We start from the raw sequence: 18,868 nt of genomic DNA, 5'->3' as shown, positions 1-18,868 counted from the left end.
TAGGGACTGTAGCTTCATACATGCACCCGATCTGTCGGATCAGCTGTGGCTTGCCAGGATGGTTCGATGACGCACTGACACTGCTCAAGGGACACCCTAGACTAATTGCAGATTGGCAAACCAAGCAAGTTCGCTGGGACCAACTTCGCTCGGGCACGCAAAAAATGAAAAATCAAGAAGCCTTCAGTGCCGAAAATACGTCTCGTTCACCCACAAATGTGCCGCATGCCGACGAAACCGCGGGCGATGCCAGTCACGGCGATGCCGAACACGCGCATGGCGGCATCTTCGGTGCTAATACGGAGCTGGTCTTCGTGGCGCTCGCGGGCGTCTTTCTGCTGGCCGGATGGCTGCTTGGGCGCAGCGGTCAGGGCAACGGCTGGATGCCGATCGCGCTGTTAGTTATCTCATACTTCTTCGGAGGATATTTCACGCTGAAGGAAGCTGTGGGTAAGCTACTTGCGCGCCGCTTCGAAATTGACACTCTGATGCTGGTCGCGGCGGTTGGCGCCGCCGCATTGGGCGAATGGGCAGAGGGCGCCTTGCTGCTTTTCCTGTTCAGCCTCGGTCACTCTCTGGAACACTATGCGATGGGCAGAGCGCGCCGCGCAATTGAGGCGCTGGCCGAGCTGGCGCCCGAAACGGCGAACGTGCGGCGCGACGATGCTGTCGTCGAAGTCGCAGTAGCCGAACTTCAGGTTGGGGACGTCATCGTGGTGCGCCCGAATGAGCGCCTCCCAGCTGACGGAATTGTTACTGTTGGCACCACGAGCGTCAACCAGGCGCCGGTCACCGGCGAGAGCGTGCCGGTAGAAAAGCAGCCTGCCCCGGATCCCGCAGCCGCGATCGCCACGTTCGACCGCGCCAAGGCCGAGCATCGCGTGTTCGCCGGCACAATCAATGGGACGGGTGCGATTGACGTGATGGTCGCCAGGAAAGCGGACCAGTCGACCATGGCGCGCGTTGTCAACATGGTGGCCGAAGCGGAAGCCCAGCGTTCGCCTACCCAGCAATGGACTGATCGCTTCGAGCGGATTTTTGTTCCGGCAGTCCTAGCCCTGGTCGGACTGTTAATGCTCGCGTGCTTCGTCATCGATGAACCATTTTCTGTGAGCTTCTACCGCGCCATGGCGGTCCTGGTCGCGGCCAGCCCTTGTGCATTGGCGATCTCGGTGCCAAGCGCGGTTCTGAGCGGTGTGGCGCGTGCCGCGCGCGGCGGCGTTTTGGTCAAGGGAGGAGGACCGCTGGAAAATCTGGGTTCACTGACTTCGATCGCCTTCGACAAGACCGGCACGCTCACAGAGGGGAAGCCGAGGCTGACAGACGTTGTGCCGGCGGATGGCGTAACGGAACAAGAGCTGCTGTCGGTGGCACTGGCCATCGAACAAAGCAGCGATCATCCTCTGGCGTCGGCCGTGGTGGCCGGCGCGAAAGAGCGGCTGGGCCCAACCGTGGAAGTCCTGGCCGCTACGGAAGTGACAAGCATCACAGGGAAAGGTATCCAGGCGGTGGTGGGCGGGGAACGCGTGGTCATCGGAAAGCCAAGCCTGTTTTCCGAGCAGCCAGGATCAACCGTGCCGGCAGGTGTCACCGAGTCGAATGCCGGTTTGGTGGCGACAGGCCGGACCACCATGATGATCCAGAAAGGAACGCGCTTCTTGGGTGTTATCGGGGTCATGGACACGCCAAGGCCGGCGGCGCGCAAGGTGATGGATGAATTGCGCGGCCTGGGGATCGAGCGCCTCATCATGATCTCCGGCGACAACCAGCAAGTGGCCGATGCCGTCGCCAAAGCGGTCGGGCTGACCGAAGCGCAGGGGAACCTGATGCCCGAGCAGAAGGTAGAGGCGATCAAGGCGCTGCGGTACAAGCACGGCAAAGTGGCGATGGTGGGCGACGGAGTGAACGATGCACCGGCCATGGCCAACGCGACGGTAGGTATCGCGATGGGCGCTGCGGGATCGGATGTGGCGCTTGAGACCGCTGACGTGGCGCTCATGTCCGACGACCTGGGACATTTGCCGTTTGCTGTCGGACTGTCGCGCCGCACCAGCCGCATTATCAAGCAGAACCTTTGGGTGAGCCTCGGTGTCGTAGCGGTGCTGATCCCGGCGACGCTATTTGGTCTCAATATCGGAACCGCCGTCCTGTTTCATGAGGGATCCACCTTGCTGGTCGTCGTCAATGCCCTGAGACTGCTCGCCTACCAAGGGACGGGTGCCGCCCCGGACAGCACCGCGGCCACCGTGTCGGCGCAGGCCGAGGGAGCCGCAAGCACGATATAGTTTCCCGACCAACTTTGCTCGTTTAAATGCGGCTATATTAGCCAGACACTTAGCGAAATTGTCCCGACCAACTTTATTGTTTCGAGTCACAACCCATGATTCCCAAAGACGCCATCGCCCTGGCGCTCGCCGACACCATGCTGGCGCGCGACGCTACGCTCGCCGGCCTGATCGCCAGCGCGACCTGGGCGTTCGGCCATCCGTGGCCGTGGATACCGGACTTGTGCGAGCAAATCCACGCGCGCACCGCCGAACACTTTTACTATTTCAGCCGCGATGAGCTGGCGCAGATCATTTTTAACCTCGACGTATTTCACGATGCGTGGGAGGGCGAGGGACCCGCGCCGCAGCTCAAACGCTACTGCCTCGACCTGCCCGTGGCGACGCCAGCGCCCGACTGGCTGGCCGCGCTTGCGCTGCCCGCGCTGCCATCGCTGGGCGACCTGGCGCGGTGGCTGGGCCTGCGCCCCGACGAACTGGGCTGGTTTGCCGACCAGTGGCGCAAGGAGCCGATGCCGGCCGCCCAACTGGAGCACTACCACTATCGCTGGGTACACAAGCGCAGCGGCGGCGTGCGCCTGATCGAAATTCCCAAGCAGCGCCTGCGCGCCATGCAGGCGACCATCTTGCGCGACCTGCTCGACCGCGTACCCGCGCATCCGGCCGCGCATGGCTTCCGGCGCGCTCATTCCTGCGTCACCCACGCGGCCCTGCACACCGGCCAGCGCGTGGTGATCCGCATGGATCTCAAGGATTTCTTCCCCAGCATTCCGGCCTCGCGCATTCACGCGCTGTTTGCCAAACTCGGTTACCCGCAGAGCGTGGCCGGCGTGCTGGCGCGCCTGTGCGTGAACCGCGTGCCGGCCGGGGTGCTGCGCGAACCGGCCGGCGAGAACGCGCTCACATGGGCGCAGCGCCAGGCACTGCGCGCGCCGCACCTGCCGCAAGGCTCGCCCTGTTCGCCAGCGCTGGCCAACGCCTGCGCCTGGCGGCTCGACGTGCGCCTCGAGACGCTGGCGCAATTCCTCGGCGCGCGCTACAGCCGCTACGCGGACGACCTGGTGTTTTCCGGCGGGCGCGAACTGGAACGGGCGCTGGACCGCTTCCACGCCCAGGTCGGCGCCATCGCCATCGACGAAGGCTTCGCCATCAACACGCGCAAGACGCGCATGATGCGCGCCGGCGTGCGCCAGCAGGTCACCGGCATCGTGGTCAACCGCCATCCGAACATCGCGCGCGATGAGTTCGATGTGCTCAAGGCGACCCTGAGCAACTGCGCGCGCCACGGGCCGCAGGGGCAGGATCGCGACAAGCGGCCCGATTATCGCGCCTGGCTGGCAGGCAAGGTGGCGTATGTGACAATGGTCAATCCCCAGCGCGGTGCGCGCTTGCAGCGCCTGTTCGACGCCATTGTGTGGCCAAGCGAGCCGGTCAGTGACGATAGCCAGCTGCGCCCATGAGTACATCACAGTCAGACGGCTCCTTCGGCAGCGGCGCAATGCCGGATTCGCGCTTCGAACCAGCCGCGCCGTTGACGGATGCGGACATCGATGAACTCGAATTGAGCTTGGGCCGGAAGTTGCCGAAGGAGTACTGTGAATTCATCAAACAGTTTGGTGGAGCGTTCGTCGGCGGGTCAATTGACACGGCCGATGATCTGCCCATCCTGGCCTTTTTTGGCGTGGACAAGGGCAAGGGGGGCCTCGATAAGCTGCGTGCGCATCCGGACCTTCGAAACGATGGTGTATTGCCGATTGCCGACTGTGAATTGGGTAACCTATATGTGTTGGATCGAAAAAACGCCGTGCATCATCTCAATTTCTATGGAGGAAAAACAAGCTCCCGCAAGGTTGCCCACTCATTTCAGGAATTCGTTGCCCGCATTGTTGTGCAAGACGAATAACAAGAAACCAAACGGGCGAATCGCTGCCGATGCATTGATTACTTCGTCATTGAATCCGGTGGAACGTATCGACGCAGCTTGTTTTCCCGACTTTTACCGGAGTGCATAGTGACACCGAGTTCGCCCAATCCCTATTCAGCGCCGACCGCGTCCTTCGCGGACGTGGAAACCGGCCGATGCCGGCGCGACGGACCCATCCTGATCGCCTCCACCACCGAACATCTGCCGCCGCGCTGCGTGAAGTGCAACGCGCCTGCCATCATGGACAAGCCGCGCCCCTTCGTATGGCACCATCCCGGCTGGTATCTGTTGATTCCCTTCGTGGTGTACGTGCTCGTCGGTGGTTTCGTGCGCAAGAAAGCGACCCTGGTGCTGGGCCTGTGCAAGCAGCATCGCCGCCGTCGCTTCCATCTTTCACTGGCATCGCTCGGCGTGTTTTTTCTCGGCCTCGCCGGGCTGTATATGAGCGCCCGGTCGGGTGACTCGCTGGTGCTACTTTTTTCGTCCCTGCTGATCCTGGTCAGTCTGCTGCTACGCACCACCGCCATGCGCATTGTGCGGCCAGTGTTCATCAACCAGCACGACATCCACCTGAAAGGCTGCGGCCCCGCCTTTCTCGACTCGCTCCCCGAGCGCTGATATACCAAAAAGGAAATTATTGGAAGCCATTGTTTTTGTCGATCTGGAATATGATGTCAGGTCTGATATCCAGGCACGGCCTTATCATTATCGCTGCCTCCGCCCAGGCCTGACGCGCAGGGGTGTGGATGGCGTGAGCGCGACCGGGCGTCGCGTGTTGCGCCTCGCCAGGCTTGGCCTTTTGCTGGCTTGCTGTCTCACTGGCGCCGCACGCGCCGCCACCGCCGGCGCCGTCCTGCCCGATGCCGCCCGCCTGTGGAGCGCGGCCAAATACACGCATCCGCAACTGGCCGACGGTCGCATCGATTGGGATCGCGCCCTGGTCGAGGCCATGCCGGCCTTGCTCGCCGCGCACAGCCGCGGCGACACCGGGAGCGCCGTGGCGACCCTGATGGCGCCCCTGAAAGACCCATCCTTGCGCATGCATGCCGGCGCCGCCCCTGAACTGGTGCGCTGGCAGGCCGGCAGTCCCGAGCTCGCATGGCTGCCCGGCGGCGTGGCCTTGCTCCACCTTCACGCAGGCATCCCCACCCCTGCGCAGATCGATGGCCTTGGCGCTGCGCGCAAGCTCATCCTCGACCTGCGCCCCGCGCTGCCGGCCCGCGCCGAGGACTGGGAAGGAGCCCTGCATCAACTCGTCGCGCGGCTGGTCGACAAACCGCTGTTGCTGCCCGCCGAACGCTATCGGGTCGCCTCCGGCCCGCGCCCGGCCGACGGCTGGGAAGGCATGCCGGGCGCTTTCCTGACGCTGGAAGCGGAGCGCGTGATGCCCGCAGCCGATGCCAGGGCGCGGCCGATGGTGTTTATCGTCAATGATACGGAACCGGTTCCCAAAGTCGTGCTGGCCTTGCAGCGTGCGGGCCTGGCCATGATCGTCGCGGAAGAAGGGGCTTTCCGTATCCGCAGCGGCCCGCTTCAGACCGTGTCGATGAACGGCATGCGCGTGGAGTTCAGCGCGGGCGAACTGGTGTTGCCGGATGGGCGCGTGGACCTGCGCGCCGACCGCGTGCTGAACAAGGACCGCCGCAGCGGCGCCGCCAGCGCACCGGTGCGGGCGGCGCTGGCTCTGCTCGGCAACAAGTGGCGCCCGCGCGCGCGCTCGGCCAGCCCGGCGCCGGCGTTTGCGGTACGCCAGGAGGAACCGGCCTATCGCGAGATGGCCTATCCCGGCCCTGCCTGGCGTTCGCTGGCGGCGATCAAGCTGTGGTCGGTGATGGACCGGCATTTTCCGGCCAAGCGCTTGATGAGTTCGTCTTGGGACGATGCGCTGTCCGCCTGCCTGGAACGGATGAGTACCGTACAGAACGCCTTTGAGTACGGACGCGCCCTGGAAGACATGGCTGCGACCCTGGACGACAGCCATGTGGTGGTGTTCAGCCGCGCCATCAATCTGGAGCGTGGCAAGGGCACGCTCGGGGTCGGGGTCGGACTGGTCGAGGGCCGCTACCTTGTCACCAGCGTTGCGCACGCCGGCGTGGGTGACGGCAAGCGCTTGCGCATCGGCGACGACGTGCTGTCGCTCGATGGCGAAAATTTCAGCGCAAGGGTGGCGCGCCTGGCGCCGCGTGTGGCGGCCTCTACACCCGCCGGCAAGATCCGTGATGCGATCGCGCGGGCTTTGCGCGGCGCGCCGGGGAGCACGGCGCTGCTTGAATTGAGCGGGGCCGACCGGGAAACGCGTAGCGTGCGTTTGCCGTATGCCGTCATCGACGAAGAAGAACCTGTCCGTGGCGACCGGCCCATCATCGATATCCTGGCTGGCAACATCGCTTACGTCGATCTGGACCGGCTCGAACCCGGCGCGGTCGACGCCATGTTCCAGACGGTGATGAACACGCGTACTCTCATCCTCGACATGCGTGGTTATCCGCACGGGGTGGGGCAGGCGCTGCTAGCGCGCCTGAACGTCAACGGGGCGTCGTCCGGGCCGGTCAGTGCGCAGAACCTGGTGACGGCCTACGATGCGGCAAAAGGCGCGCGGCTGCTGTTTTCGGACATAATTGCTCCGGCCAGGGGACCACTATATGGCGGCAAAGTCATCATGTTGATTGACGAGCACTCCCAGAGCCAGGCAGAATATCTGGCCATGCAACTGGAGGCGGCCACGCCCGTTCAATTCGTGGGCACGCCAAGCGCGGGCGCGAACGGCGATATCCGCACCGTGGCCTTGCCGGGCGGCGTGTTCGTCTCGTACTCCGGCTACGAAGTGAGCCATGCGGATGGGCGACAGTTCCAGCGCATCGGCATTGTGCCGCATGTGCTGGTGGCGCCCACGGTCGACGGCCTTCGCGCAGGCCGTGACGACGTACTCGAGCGCGCAATAAGGCATGCACAGGAACGGTAGCCGCCGTCGCGCTGCCCGAATGCTCACTACGAAAGGACGTCTTTGGAAGCCATTATCTTCGTCGGCCTGCAAGCAAGCGGCAAGTCGACTTTCTACAAGAACCACTATTTCAACACGCACCTGCGCATCAGCAACGACCTGTTGAAAACCAAGTACCGCGAGAAAAAGCTGCTCGACATTTGCCTGGAAACCAGCATGCCCTTCGTGGTCGACAACACCAACCCCACGCGCGCGGTGCGGGCGAAGTACGTCGATCTTCTCAAGGGCAGCAAGTTCAAGATCCGCTGCGTGTACTTCCGCATCGACCTGGAGCGCTCGCTGGCCTGGAACCGCAGCCGCAGCGGCGCCGCGCTGATCCCGGACGTCGGCATTTTCGATACCCACAAGCGCATCGAGCTGCCCAGCATGGCGGAAGGCTTCGACGAACTGCATTATGTCGATATCATCGACAAGCAATTTACTGTAAAGGCATGGAATGAAATTTGACGAACTCGACGCGATGATGCGCGCCTACGAAACCGCGAGCGAGCGCTATGTCGAGAAGGGCGTGTACATGGTGGCGCGCATCGACGGGCGCAGCTTTACCAGGCTGACCAAGGAAAAGGTCAGTTTCGAGGCGCCGTTCGACGTGCGCTTTCGCGACCTGATGGCCGAGACGACGCGCCACGTGATGAACTGCGGCTTCAAGGTCGTCTACGGGTACACCGAAAGCGACGAAATTTCGCTGCTGTTCGACCTGGATATCGATCTGTACGGACGCAAGCTGCGCAAGTACACGTCGATCCTGGCGGGCGAGGCGTCGGCCAAGTTCAGCCTGATGCTGGGCGAACTGGCGGCGTTCGATTGCCGCATTTGCGAACTGCCGGACCGTAAAACCGTGGTCGATTATTTCCGCTGGCGTCACGAGGACGCGCACCGCAATGGCTTGAACGCGCACTGCTACTGGATGCTGAGAAAAGAAGGCGTGGCCAAGGACGCGGCGGCGGCGCAGATCGAAGGCCGCAGCATCGAGGACAAGGTGGCGCTGCTGGCCAGCCGCGGCATCGATTTCGATGCGCTGCCGTCGTGGCAGTTGCGCGGGACCGGGTTTTACTGGGTGAACGAGGAAAAGCGCGGCTACAACCCGAAGGAACAGGTGGAGGTGGTGTCGAGCAAGCGGGCGATCAGGACCGAGCCCGATTTGCCCCGGGGCGAGGCCTACGGCGATTTGATGCGCAATATCCTGGGTTGTTAAGCTTGTATCGTCCTCATCGCGCAGCTCAGTCAAGTAGGCAATAAAACAACAAGGCCAGCAAATAGTTTCTGGTTATTACTGATTGTTGATTAAGATGCCAGCCTTACCATGAAGGAGTACTGTGTGAACGATATGCCGAACAATCCCTATGCAGCTCCCAAGGCACTGAGTTCGCCGATGGTGTCTTCCGAGTGTTATCGCGACGGTAACATTCTGGTGGTGCCGCTCAATCACGATTTGCCGCACCGTTGCATCAAATGCAACGCGCCCGCCGAGATGGATAAGCCGCGCATGTTTACCTGGCACCCGGCGGGCTGGTATTTGTTCTTCTTGATCAATTTCTTAATCTATATCGTGGTGGCCGCCCTGGTCCAGAAAAAGGCCCGCTTGTCGATCGGCTTGTGCGAGCAGCACCGTGCGCGCCGCCGCAACTACAAGATCGCCGCGTGCGTCGCGGTGGGCGTGGGCAGCGCAGCCTTGTTCGCCGCAATGGACAAGGATGGCAACGGCAAGCTGTACGGCCTGCTCAGCGCACTGTCGTTCCTGATCGCCCTTGTGCTGGCCATGGTCGGCACGCGCGCGCTCACGCCAGTACGGATCACGCCCCAGGAAGCGCGACTGAAAGGCTGTGGCGAAGAATTTCTGGCCAGCCTGCACAGCCGCTGACGCGCACGGCGCCGTCTGCGCGACGGCGCCTCCTGCTTGCAGCGCCTGTTACATATTGCGCCGGTACTGTCCACCCACCTCGAACAGCGCCGTCGTGATCTGCCCCAGCGAGCAGACACGCACCGCTTCCATCAGCTTCTCGAACACGTTCGCATTGTCGATCGCGGCCTGCTGCAAGGCCGCCAGCACCTGCGGCGCCTGGTCGGCGTTGCGGCGATGGAAGTCGTCCAGGCGCGTCAACTGCGACTGCTTCTCGTCGTCGGTGGAACGCGCCAGTTCGATCTTCTGCGGCGTGTCGTTGGCCTTCGGATTGCGGAAGGTGTTCACGCCGATGATCGGCAGGGTGCCGTCGTGCTTCTGGTGCTCGTACAGCATCGACTCTTCCTGGATCTTGCCGCGCTGGTAGCCGGTTTCCATCGCTCCCAGCACCCCCCCGCGTTCGGCGATGCGTTCGAACTCCTGCAGCACCGCTTCTTCCACCAGGTCGGTCAGTTCCTCGATGATGAACGAGCCCTGGTTCGGATTCTCGTTCTTGGCCAGGCCCCATTCGCGGTTGATGATCAACTGGATCGCCAGCGCGCGCCGTACCGATTCGTCGGTCGGCGTGGTGATCGCCTCGTCGTACGCATTCGTGTGCAGGCTGTTGCAGTTGTCGTAGATCGCGATCAGCGCCTGCAAGGTGGTGCGGATATCGTTGAAGTCGATTTCCTGCGCGTGCAGCGAGCGCCCCGAGGTCTGGATGTGGTACTTGAGCTTCTGGCTGCGGTCGTTGGCGCCGTACTTGTCGCGCATGGCCACTGCCCACAGGCGGCGCGCCACGCGGCCCAGCACCGTGTATTCCGGGTCCATGCCGTTACTGAAGAAGAACGACAGGTTCGGCGCAAAATCGTCGATGTGCATGCCGCGCGCCAGATACGCTTCGACGAACGTGAAGCCGTTCGAGAGCGTGAACGCCAGCTGCGAAATCGGGTTCGCGCCCGCTTCTGCGATGTGGTAGCCCGAGATCGACACCGAGTAGAAATTGCGCACCTGGTGGTGTACAAAATACTCCTGGATGTCGCCCATGACTTTCAGCGAAAACTCGGTCGAGAAGATGCAGGTGTTCTGGCCCTGGTCTTCTTTCAGAATGTCGGCCTGCACCGTGCCGCGCACGTTGGCAAGCACCCAGGCGCGGATCTTGGCCGCTTCATCAATCGTTGGCTGGCGCTTGTTCTCGACCACGAACTTGTCGATCTGCTGGTCGATGGCGGTGTTCATGAACATCGCCAGAATGGTCGGCGCCGGGCCGTTGATCGTCATCGACACCGAGGTGCTCGGGCTGCACAGGTTAAAGCCGTCGTACAGCACCTTCATGTCGTCCAGGGTGGCGATCGAGACGCCCGAGTTGCCAACCTTGCCGTAGATGTCCGGGCGCAGCGCCGGGTCGGCGCCGTACAGGGTGACGGAGTCGAACGCCGTCGAGAGGCGCTTGGCGTCCATGCCTTCCGAAACCAGCTTGAAGCGGCGGTTGGTGCGGAACGAATCGCCTTCGCCGGCGAACATGCGGGTCGGGTCTTCGCCTTCGCGCTTGAACGCGAACACGCCGGCCGTGAACGGGAACGAGCCCGGTACGTTTTCCAGCATCAGGAAGCGCAGCACTTCGCCGTGGTCTTCATAGCGCGGCAGCGCCACCTTGCGGATTTTGGTGCCCGACAGGGTATGTTGGACCAGGCGCGTGCGGATTTCCTTGTCGCGGATCTTGACCACGTAATCGTCGCCCGCGTATGCGGCCTGCATCTCGGGCCACATCGCCAGCAGCTTCTTGGCGGTGGCGTCGAGGGCGTTGTCGCGCTCGGTAATCAGTTCGTCGAAGTCCGCCGTTTTGGACGCCAGCGCCAGCATGCGTTTCGCTTCCGTGAGCTGCTGGCGTTCGCGCGCCAGCTTGACCTGTTTCGACGCGTTCTTGTGGTAGCCGCGCACGGTGTCGGCGATTTCGGCCAGGTAGCGCGCGCGCGCCGGCGGCACGATCACGTGCTTGCCGCTCGAATGGCGGATGTCCGCCTGCGGCAGCTTGCCCGGCGCGATGGTCAGGCCGAATTCGCCGAGTTTCGGCAGCAGGCCGTGGTACAGGGCGGTCACGCCATCGTCGTTGAAGCGCGACGCCTGGGTGCCGAAGACCGGCATTTCTTCCGGGCGCTTGCTCCACATTTCGCGGTTGCGCTGGTACTGCTTGGCCACGTCGCGCAGGGCGTCGAGCGAGCCTTTGCGGTCGAATTTGTTAATCGCGATGAAGTCGGCAAAGTCCAGCATGTCGATTTTTTCGAGCTGCGAGGCGGCGCCGAATTCCGGCGTCATCACGTACATCGACACGTCCACGTGCGGCACGATGGCGGCGTCGCCCTGGCCGATGCCGGACGTTTCGACGATCACCAGGTCGAAACCGGCCACCTTGCAGGCGGCGATCACGTCGGGCAGCGCCTGCGAGATTTCGGAGCCGGCTTCGCGCGTGGCGAGCGAGCGCATGAACACCCGCGCCTGGCCGTTCCACGGGTTGATCGCGTTCATGCGGATACGGTCGCCCAGCAGCGCGCCGCCGGACTTGCGGCGCGACGGGTCGATCGAGATGATCGCGATGTTGAGCGCGTCGTTCTGGTCGAGGCGGATGCGGCGGATCAGTTCATCGGTCAGCGAGGACTTGCCGGCGCCGCCGGTGCCGGTGATGCCCAGGGTCGGCACGTGCAGGCCTTCGGCCGCGTCGACGATGGCTTTGCGCAGTTCGGGCGTGGCCTTCTCGTTTTCGAGCGCGGTGATCAACTGCGCCAGCGGGCGGTGGCGCGAGGCCACGTCGCCCTGCCGCAGGGGTTCCAGGGTGGTCGGGGAATAGGTGGACAGGTCGATGTCGCAGGTCTGGATCATGGACTGGATCATGCCCACCAAACCCATGCGCTGGCCATCTTCGGGGCTGAAAATGCGGGTCACGCCATAGGCATGCAGGTCCGCGATTTCGTCGGGGACGATCACGCCGCCGCCGCCGCCGAACACCTTGATGTGGGCGCCGCCGCGTTCGCGCAGCAGGTCGATCATGTACTTGAAGTATTCGACGTGGCCACCCTGGTAGCTGGAGATGGCGATGCCCTGCACATCTTCGGCCAAGGCCGCGGTGACGACTTCGTCGACCGAGCGGTTGTGGCCGAGGTGGACCACTTCGACGCCGTTCGATTGCAGGATGCGGCGCATGATGTTGATCGATGCGTCGTGGCCGTCGAACAGCGAGGCGGCGGTGACGAAACGGACTTTGTTGGCCAGTTTCGGCTGTTCCGGGAGATTCAGTTTGGCGGCGGAGGTCAGGTCGTTCATGATGATCCTTGCGATAGCGTTCTTGTAAGGTATATGACGTTTACGTAAACGTCAAGCGACGTGTCCGTAACGGGGAGGAGCGAAAAAAGCCATCGTCGTTCCCGCGCAGGCGGGAACCCAAGTTTCTCAGCGTAGCTACGAACTTGGGTCCCCGCCTGCGCGGGGACGACAGAGCTGAGGAGAGCGGTGGGCGCTGTCGTCAGCGACGTGTCACGCCGCGTGCTGGCGCGCCCCATCCCCCAGCAGCCGCGCCTTCTCCACGCGGAACTGCGCCACAGCCTTTTCCTTCACATGTCCGTACCCGCGAATCTGCTCCGGCAAATTCGCCAGTTCCACCGCCGTCGCGTGATTGTCCGCATTGAGTCCGGCGATCAAGCCTTCGATCATCTGGCGATACTCCACGATCAGCGCGCGCTCCATCTTGCGCTCTTCGGTGCGACCGAAAATGTCGAAGGTCCCGCCGCGCAAGCCCTTGAACTTGGCCAGCAGCGCAAACGCCTTCCACATCCACGACCCGAATTCGGCCTTCACCAGGTGCCCCTTGGCGTCCTTCTTGGCGAACATCGGCGGCGCCAGGTTGAACTTGACCGAGAAATCGCCCTCGAACTGCGACTTGAGCTGCTCCACGAAGCGTCCGTCGGTGTACAGGCGCGCCACTTCGTATTCGTCCTTGTACGCCATCAGCTTGAAGTAGTACTTGGCCACGGCCGTCGACAGGCGGTTGCCCAGCCCTTGCGCGGTTTCCGCCGCGCGCACCCTGGCCACCAGCTGCTCGTAGAGCGCCGCATACGCGCCATCCTGGTATTCGGTCAGGAACTCGACCCGCTTCTTGATCACGTTTTCCAGGCTTTGCGGCATCTGCACCACGATGGCCTGGGTCGGCGTTGCCACCTTCTCCACGCGCTTGAGGTCCACGGCGGCGCGGCGGCCCCACAGGAAGCTCTTCTTGTTCGGTTCCACGCCCACGCCATTTAACTCGATGGCGCGCAGCAGCGACGCTTCGGTCAAGGGAATGCGGCCCTTCTGCCATGCGTAACCCATCATGAACAGGTTGGCGGCGATCGAGTCGCCCATCAGCGCGGTGGCCAATTTTGTGGCGTCGATGAAGTCGGCCGCATCGTTTGCAGGCGCACCCACCGATTCCATGATCAGCGCGCGCACTTCGGCGGCCGGATACTCCCAGTCGGCATTCTGCGCGAATGTGCCTGGCGGCTGCTCGTGCAGGTTGATCACGGCCATGGTGCGGCCCGGGCGCATCTTGGAAATCGCATCCTGCGCACCGGCCGTGAGCATGTCGCAGCCGAGGATCAGGTCCGCTTCGCCGGTGGCGATGCGCTGCGCGCGCAGGTGCTCGGGCGAACGCGCCACCTTCACGTGCGAGGTGACCGAGCCGTTTTTCTGCGACATGCCGGTCATGTCCAGCACCGACGCGCCCTTGCCTTCGAGGTGGGCGGCCATGCCCATCAGCGCGCCGACGGTGATCACGCCGGTGCCGCCGATGCCGTTGATCAGGATGTTGTACGGCTGGTCGATGTTCGGCAGCACCGGTTCCGGCAGCGCTCCGAAACCATCGTCCACATTGCCCTTGGTGACGCCGGTCTTGGTTTTCTTGAGCGTGCCGCCTTCGACGGTGACGAAACTCGGGCAGAAGCCTTTCACGCACGAGTAGTCCTTGTTGCAGGACGACTGGTCGATGGTGCGCTTGCGACCGAATTCGGTTTCCTTCGGCAGGATCGAGACGCAGTTCGACTGCACGCCGCAGTCGCCGCAGCCTTCGCACACGGCGTCGTTGATCACCATGCGCTTGTTCGGGTCGGGGAACTCGCCTTTTTTGCGGCGGCGCCGCTTTTCGGCCGCGCAGGTCTGGTCGTAGATCAGTACCGACACGCCTTCGACCTCGCGCAGCTCGCGCTGGACCGCGTCCATGTCCTTGCGGTCATGCAGGGTCACGATGGCCGGCAGCGAGGAGCGGTCGCTGTAGCGCGACAGGTCTTCGGTCACCAGCGCGATGCGCTTGATGCCTTCGGCCGCCATCTGCTGGGCGATCATCGGCACCGAGGTCTGGCCGTCGACCGGCTGGCCGCCCGTCATCGCCACCGCGTCGTTGTAGAGAATCTTGTAGGTCATGTTGACCTTGGCCGCCACCGTGGCGCGGATCGCCAGGTAACCGGAGTGGAAGTAGGTGCCGTCGCCCAGGTTCTGGAACACGTGCGGCACTTCGGAGAACGCCTGCTGGCCGATCCACGGCGCGCCTTCGCCGCCCATGTGGGTGGTCAGCTTGTTCATGCCCGGATAGATCGCGGTGGCCATCACGTGGCAGCCGATGCCGGCCAGCGCGAAGCTGCCGTCCGGGACCTTGGTCGAGGTGTTGTGCGGGCATCCGGAGCAGTAGAAGGCGGGACGGAACGGCGTGTTGATGGCCTTGCGCAGCACCGCATCCTTGGCGTCCAAAAAGCTCAGGCGCGCCTTGATCAAGTCGCAGGTGCGCGCATCGGTGATCAGGCGCGAGATGCGCGAGGCGATCACGCGCGCCACTTGCGAGACCGAGAAGTCGGCCTTGGACGTGAGCAGCCACTCGCCGCGCGGCGCCACCCATTCGCCCTTTTCGTCGAACTTGCCGATCACCTTCGGGCGCACATCGTCGCGCCAGTTGTACAACTGCTCCTTGAGCTGGTATTCGACGATCTGGCGCTTTTCTTCGACCACCAGGATTTCGTCGAGGCCCTGCGCGAATTCGCGCACGCTGTCCGGTTCGAGCGGCCAGGGCATGGCGACCTTGAACAGGCGCAGGCCGACGTCGGCCGCCATTTTCTCGTCGATGCCCAGTTCTTCCAGCGCCTCTAACACGTCCAGGTAGGACTTGCCGGAGGCGATGATGCCCAGCTTGGCGTTGGCGCTGTCGATGGTGGTGTGATTGAGCTTGTTCTCGCGCGCATAGGCCAGCGCCGCGTAGATCTTATAGTCCTGCATCAGCGCTTCCTGCTTGCGCGCCTGCAGGCCGAGCGGGTCGGACGACAGGCGCGTATTGAGGCCGCCTTCGGGCATCACGAAATCCTGCGGAATTTTCACTTGTACACGGAATGGATTGGCGTCCACCGAGGCGCTCGATTCGACCGTGTCGGCCAGCGCCTTGAAGGCCACCGTGCAGCCGGAAAAACGCGACATGGCCCAGCCATGCACGCCCAGGTCCAGGTATTCCTGCACATTGCATGGGTATAGCACCGGCACCATGCAGGCCGAGAAAATATGGTCGGACTGGTGCGGCAGGGTCGAAGAATAGGCGCCGTGGTCGTCGCCGGCCACCAGCAGCACGCCGCCGTGCTTGGAGGTGCCGGCGTGGTTCATGTGCTTGAAGACGTCGCCGCAGCGGTCCACGCCAGGGCCTTTGCCGTACCACATGGCGAACACGCCGTCGTACTTGGCCGGGCCGATCAGGTCCACCGTCTGCGAGCCCCAGACGGCGGTCGCGGCCAGGTCTTCGTTTACGCCCGGCACGAACTTGACGTGATGGGCTTCGAGGTGGGCCTTGGCTTTCCACAGGTTTTCATCGAGGCCGCCCAGGGGCGAGCCGCGGTAGCCGGAAATGAAACCGGCCGTGTTCAGGCCGGCGGCCTGGTCGCGTTCGCGCTGCATCATCGGGAGGCGCACCAGCGCCTGGATACCTGACAGGAAAATATTGCCCGTGGTCGCCGTGTATTTGTCGTCGAGGGTGACCGTGGTCAGGCGTGAAGCGACGTCCTGCTTGACAGGCGTCGTTGCCGTGGTATCTGGCATGGTGTGTCTCCAAAAGGGTATTCGGGGTGTTGCCCCGCCAGGACGGCGCGCCGGGTAGGCGCTTCGATGGCGGGGTAGGGTGCTGTTATAGGCAGCTTGATTCTACAAGACTCTCCGGTATGGAGCGCCGTTGGCGTGGAGTGTATGACCTTCCCGCGCGTAGGGGAAATACGGTTTTCGGATAGGGGTATAAGAAAAAATGATGGCTCGTGGACGCTGCGACTTATTTAAGCAGGCGCGCGCCCGGCCAGGCGCCGCCGGCGCACAGTTCGGCGGTCACCTGATGCACCAGGCGCTTGACCGCCGCCGCCGCGTTGGTGAGCGGAATATTGCGCGAGGCGCACAGGGTAACGGTGCGCGCCAGCGCCGGGCTGTGGATCGGGCGGGCCAGCATGGCGCCGCGTTCGATATCGGCCAGCAAGGGGGCGACCGGCAGGATGGTGGCGCCCATGTCGGCCAGAATCGCCGACTTGAGGATCGCGATCGAGTTAATTTCAATCACGTTCGAGAGGCGCAGGCCGGCTTCGCGCGCCACGTTGTCGATGCGCGGGCGCACGCCCTGCTGCTGGGCCGGCAAAATCAGGGTGGTGGCCAGCGCATCGGCCAGCGCCACCGTGTCGCCCGGCGGACTGAAGGCCGAACCGGCGCGGCAGATGAAACGCAGTTCTTCTTCCACCAGCGCGCTGCTGGCAAAGGCGCCCAGCTGGCCGTCGTCGAACAGCACCGCCAGGTTGATCCGGCCCGATTTCAATTGTTCGTTCAGGTTGCCGGACAACTCCTCGGTGAGCTGCAGGGTGATCTCGGGAAAAGTGCTGCGCGCCGCCATCAACAAGGGCAGGGCGAGCGCGCCCGAGATACTGTGCGGCAATCCCAAGGTGACACTTCCCGAGGGCCTGGTGGTAGACTGGATCACGGCCGAACGGGCGTCGCCGACCTGCTTGAGGATGGCCTGGGCATGCTCGTAAAACACCTTGCCGGCGTCGGTGGTGAGCACGCCCTGGGCCGAGCGGTGCAGCAGTTGCGCGCCGAGCTCGTCTTCAAGCTGGCGCAGCTGCTGGGTCAGGGCCGGCTGGGCCACGTGCAGCACCAGCGCCGCGCGCGACAGCGAGCCGTGGTCGACAATGGCGACGTAGTAGCGCAGCTGGCGTAATTCCATGTGGGTCCGGGTGTGGTTAGTGATCTACGGAAAGCATCGATGCATTAAAGAAATATTGAAGTTATACTGGGCGTGTTGCCGCAATTGCGCGAGATTACACCACAGACGGACAGAAAAATGCTGAAGAAAGTCGATGCCCGCCACCTCAAGACAGGCATGTATATCCATGACCTGAGCTGCGACTGGATGACGCATCCGTTCGTGCGCAATCGTTTCTTGCTGGCCAGCGAGGATGAAATCCGCAAGATCATCGACGCCGGCATCCATGACGTGGTCATCGATTGCGCCAGGGGGCTCGATGTCGACCATGCGCCGACCCTGGAAGAAACCCGCCAGAGCACCGAAGCGGCGCTGGTGGACATCGCCGCGCGGCCGCTGCTCGTCACCCGTACCAGCCTGGGCGAAGAGCTCAAGCGCGCCGCCGTGATCCGCCGCCAGGCCACCGGCCTGGTGCGCACCGTGATGCAGGATGCGCGGCTGGGCAAGGCCATCGAACTCGACAGCGTGTCGCCGATGGTGGAAAACATCACCGAATCGATCCTGCGCAATCCCGGCGCGCTGATGGGCATGCTGCGCATCAAGAACAAGGATGACTATACGTTTTTGCATTCGGTCAGCGTGTGTACCTTGCTGGTGGCGTTTTGCCGTTCGCGCGGGATGGATGCCGCGACCACTTACCAGGCCGGCCTGGGCGGCTTGCTGCACGATACCGGAAAAGCGCTGGTGCCGGACCATATCCTCAACAAGCCGGGGCCGCTGACGGACGAGGAATTTGCCATCATCAAGAAGCACCCGCGCGACGGCTACGATATCTTGCTCAAGTCGCCCGGGATCGGTCCTATTCCGCTCGACATCACCCTGCACCACCACGAGCGGCGCGACGCCAGCGGCTATCCGGACAAGCAGGGCGAGGGCGCGATCAGCGAGCTGGCGCAGATGGCGGCCATCGTCGACGTGTACGACGCCATCACGGCCGAGCGCTGCTATCACAAGGGCATGCCGGCGGCCGAAGCGCTGCGCAAGATTTACGAGTGGAGCAAGTTCCACTTTCATCCCACGTATGCGCAGCAATTCATGCGCTGCGTCGGGATTTATCCGGTCGGCACCATGGTGATGCTCGAATCGGGGCGGCTGGCCGTGGTGATCGAGCCGCACGAGACCAATCTGCTGGCGCCCAAGGTGAATGTGTTTTTCAACACCAGGCGCAATGTCTACATCAAGCCGGAAACCGTCGATTTGTCGCGCCCGCTCGGCTTTGGGGGCGGCGACAAGATCGTGCGCCCCGAGTCGCCCCAGAAGTGGAATGTGGATCCGATGCGCTTCATCAGCGTCGGCTAGGCTCGGCAGCGGGTAAACCGTCGCCCCCGCGCAGGCGGGGGGCCAAGTTTCTTCGCGCAGCCGCGTCCTAGCCTGAATGTTGCATAAACCGCCGCCGCAGCGTCACTTTTCCGATGCCGGAGTTTTTCAACTTAAATCGGAATGTCGCGGGCGATAGCGTCCCTACCCAATTGAACGGGACAGTCAATGAAGC

12 protein-coding genes are annotated in these 18,868 nt (G+C 63.3%); 9 read left to right on the top strand and 3 right to left on the bottom strand.

The features are described from left to right. The first annotated feature begins 164 nt into the window (after positions 1-164). The 8 genes from F1735_RS25700 to F1735_RS25665 all read left to right on the top strand — a co-directional run bounded on the left by F1735_RS25700 (position 165) and on the right by F1735_RS25665 (position 9,071). Complete coding sequence (locus F1735_RS25700) at positions 165-2,285, top strand: heavy metal translocating P-type ATPase (protein WP_229505961.1); 2,121 nt, start codon at positions 165-167, stop codon at positions 2,283-2,285. A gap of 95 nt (positions 2,286-2,380) precedes the next feature. Then, on the top strand, positions 2,381-3,745 hold the full coding sequence (locus F1735_RS25695) for a reverse transcriptase family protein (RefSeq protein WP_167239579.1): 1,365 nt from the start codon (positions 2,381-2,383) through the stop codon (positions 3,743-3,745). Beyond that, the gene (locus tag F1735_RS25690; protein ID WP_167239578.1) at positions 3,742-4,188 is read left to right on the top strand and encodes an SMI1/KNR4 family protein; all 447 of its coding nucleotides are present in this window, start codon (positions 3,742-3,744) and stop codon (positions 4,186-4,188) included. The genes F1735_RS25695 and F1735_RS25690 overlap by 4 nt, the downstream gene beginning before the upstream one ends. 108 nt (positions 4,189-4,296) lie before the next feature. Next, the gene (locus tag F1735_RS25685) at positions 4,297-4,827 is read left to right on the top strand and encodes a hypothetical protein (RefSeq protein WP_167239577.1); all 531 of its coding nucleotides are present in this window, start codon (positions 4,297-4,299) and stop codon (positions 4,825-4,827) included. Positions 4,828-5,008: 181 nt separating this feature from the next. Then, positions 5,009-7,171: a S41 family peptidase gene (locus tag F1735_RS25680; protein WP_167239576.1), complete on the top strand. Its 2,163-nt coding sequence runs from the start codon at positions 5,009-5,011 to the stop codon at positions 7,169-7,171. 42 nt (positions 7,172-7,213) lie between these two features. Continuing rightward, positions 7,214-7,657: an AAA family ATPase gene (locus tag F1735_RS25675; RefSeq protein ID WP_167239575.1), complete on the top strand. Its 444-nt coding sequence runs from the start codon at positions 7,214-7,216 to the stop codon at positions 7,655-7,657. After that, the gene (locus tag F1735_RS25670) at positions 7,647-8,405 is read left to right on the top strand and encodes a tRNA(His) guanylyltransferase Thg1 family protein (protein ID WP_167239574.1); all 759 of its coding nucleotides are present in this window, start codon (positions 7,647-7,649) and stop codon (positions 8,403-8,405) included. The genes F1735_RS25675 and F1735_RS25670 overlap by 11 nt, the downstream gene beginning before the upstream one ends. Before the next feature lie 123 nt (positions 8,406-8,528). Continuing rightward, positions 8,529-9,071, top strand: a complete 543-nt coding sequence (locus F1735_RS25665) for a hypothetical protein (protein ID WP_167239573.1) — start codon at positions 8,529-8,531, stop codon at positions 9,069-9,071. Positions 9,072-9,119: 48 nt separating this feature from the next. Here F1735_RS25665 and icmF read toward each other — a convergent pair whose 3' ends face one another. The 3 genes from icmF to F1735_RS25650 form a co-directional block, all read right to left on the bottom strand. Continuing rightward, entirely contained in the window at positions 9,120-12,407 is a 3,288-nt protein-coding gene (gene icmF / locus F1735_RS25660) for a fused isobutyryl-CoA mutase/GTPase IcmF (RefSeq protein WP_167239572.1), read from the bottom strand. Positions 12,408-12,617: 210 nt separating this feature from the next. After that, positions 12,618-16,181: an indolepyruvate ferredoxin oxidoreductase family protein gene (locus F1735_RS25655; protein WP_167239571.1), complete on the bottom strand. Its 3,564-nt coding sequence runs from the start codon at positions 16,179-16,181 to the stop codon at positions 12,618-12,620. 223 nt (positions 16,182-16,404) lie between these two features. Beyond that, positions 16,405-17,337 carry a LysR substrate-binding domain-containing protein gene (locus tag F1735_RS25650; RefSeq protein ID WP_167239570.1) on the bottom strand — a complete coding sequence of 311 codons (933 nt, stop codon included), beginning with the start codon at positions 17,335-17,337 and terminating at the stop codon, positions 16,405-16,407. A 117-nt stretch (positions 17,338-17,454) separates the two neighbouring features. Between F1735_RS25650 and F1735_RS25645 the strand changes: the two genes are divergently transcribed. Then, a complete protein-coding gene (locus tag F1735_RS25645) occupies positions 17,455-18,675 on the top strand; it encodes an HD-GYP domain-containing protein (RefSeq protein ID WP_167239569.1) in 1,221 nt (406 codons plus the stop codon). The last annotated feature ends 193 nt before the right edge of the window (positions 18,676-18,868 follow it).

This window comes from Massilia genomosp. 1 (genome assembly GCF_011682185.1).
GTDB lineage: Bacteria > Pseudomonadota > Gammaproteobacteria > Burkholderiales > Burkholderiaceae_D > Telluria_A > Telluria_A rubra.
This window is presented reverse-complemented; position numbering and strand designations above follow the sequence as displayed.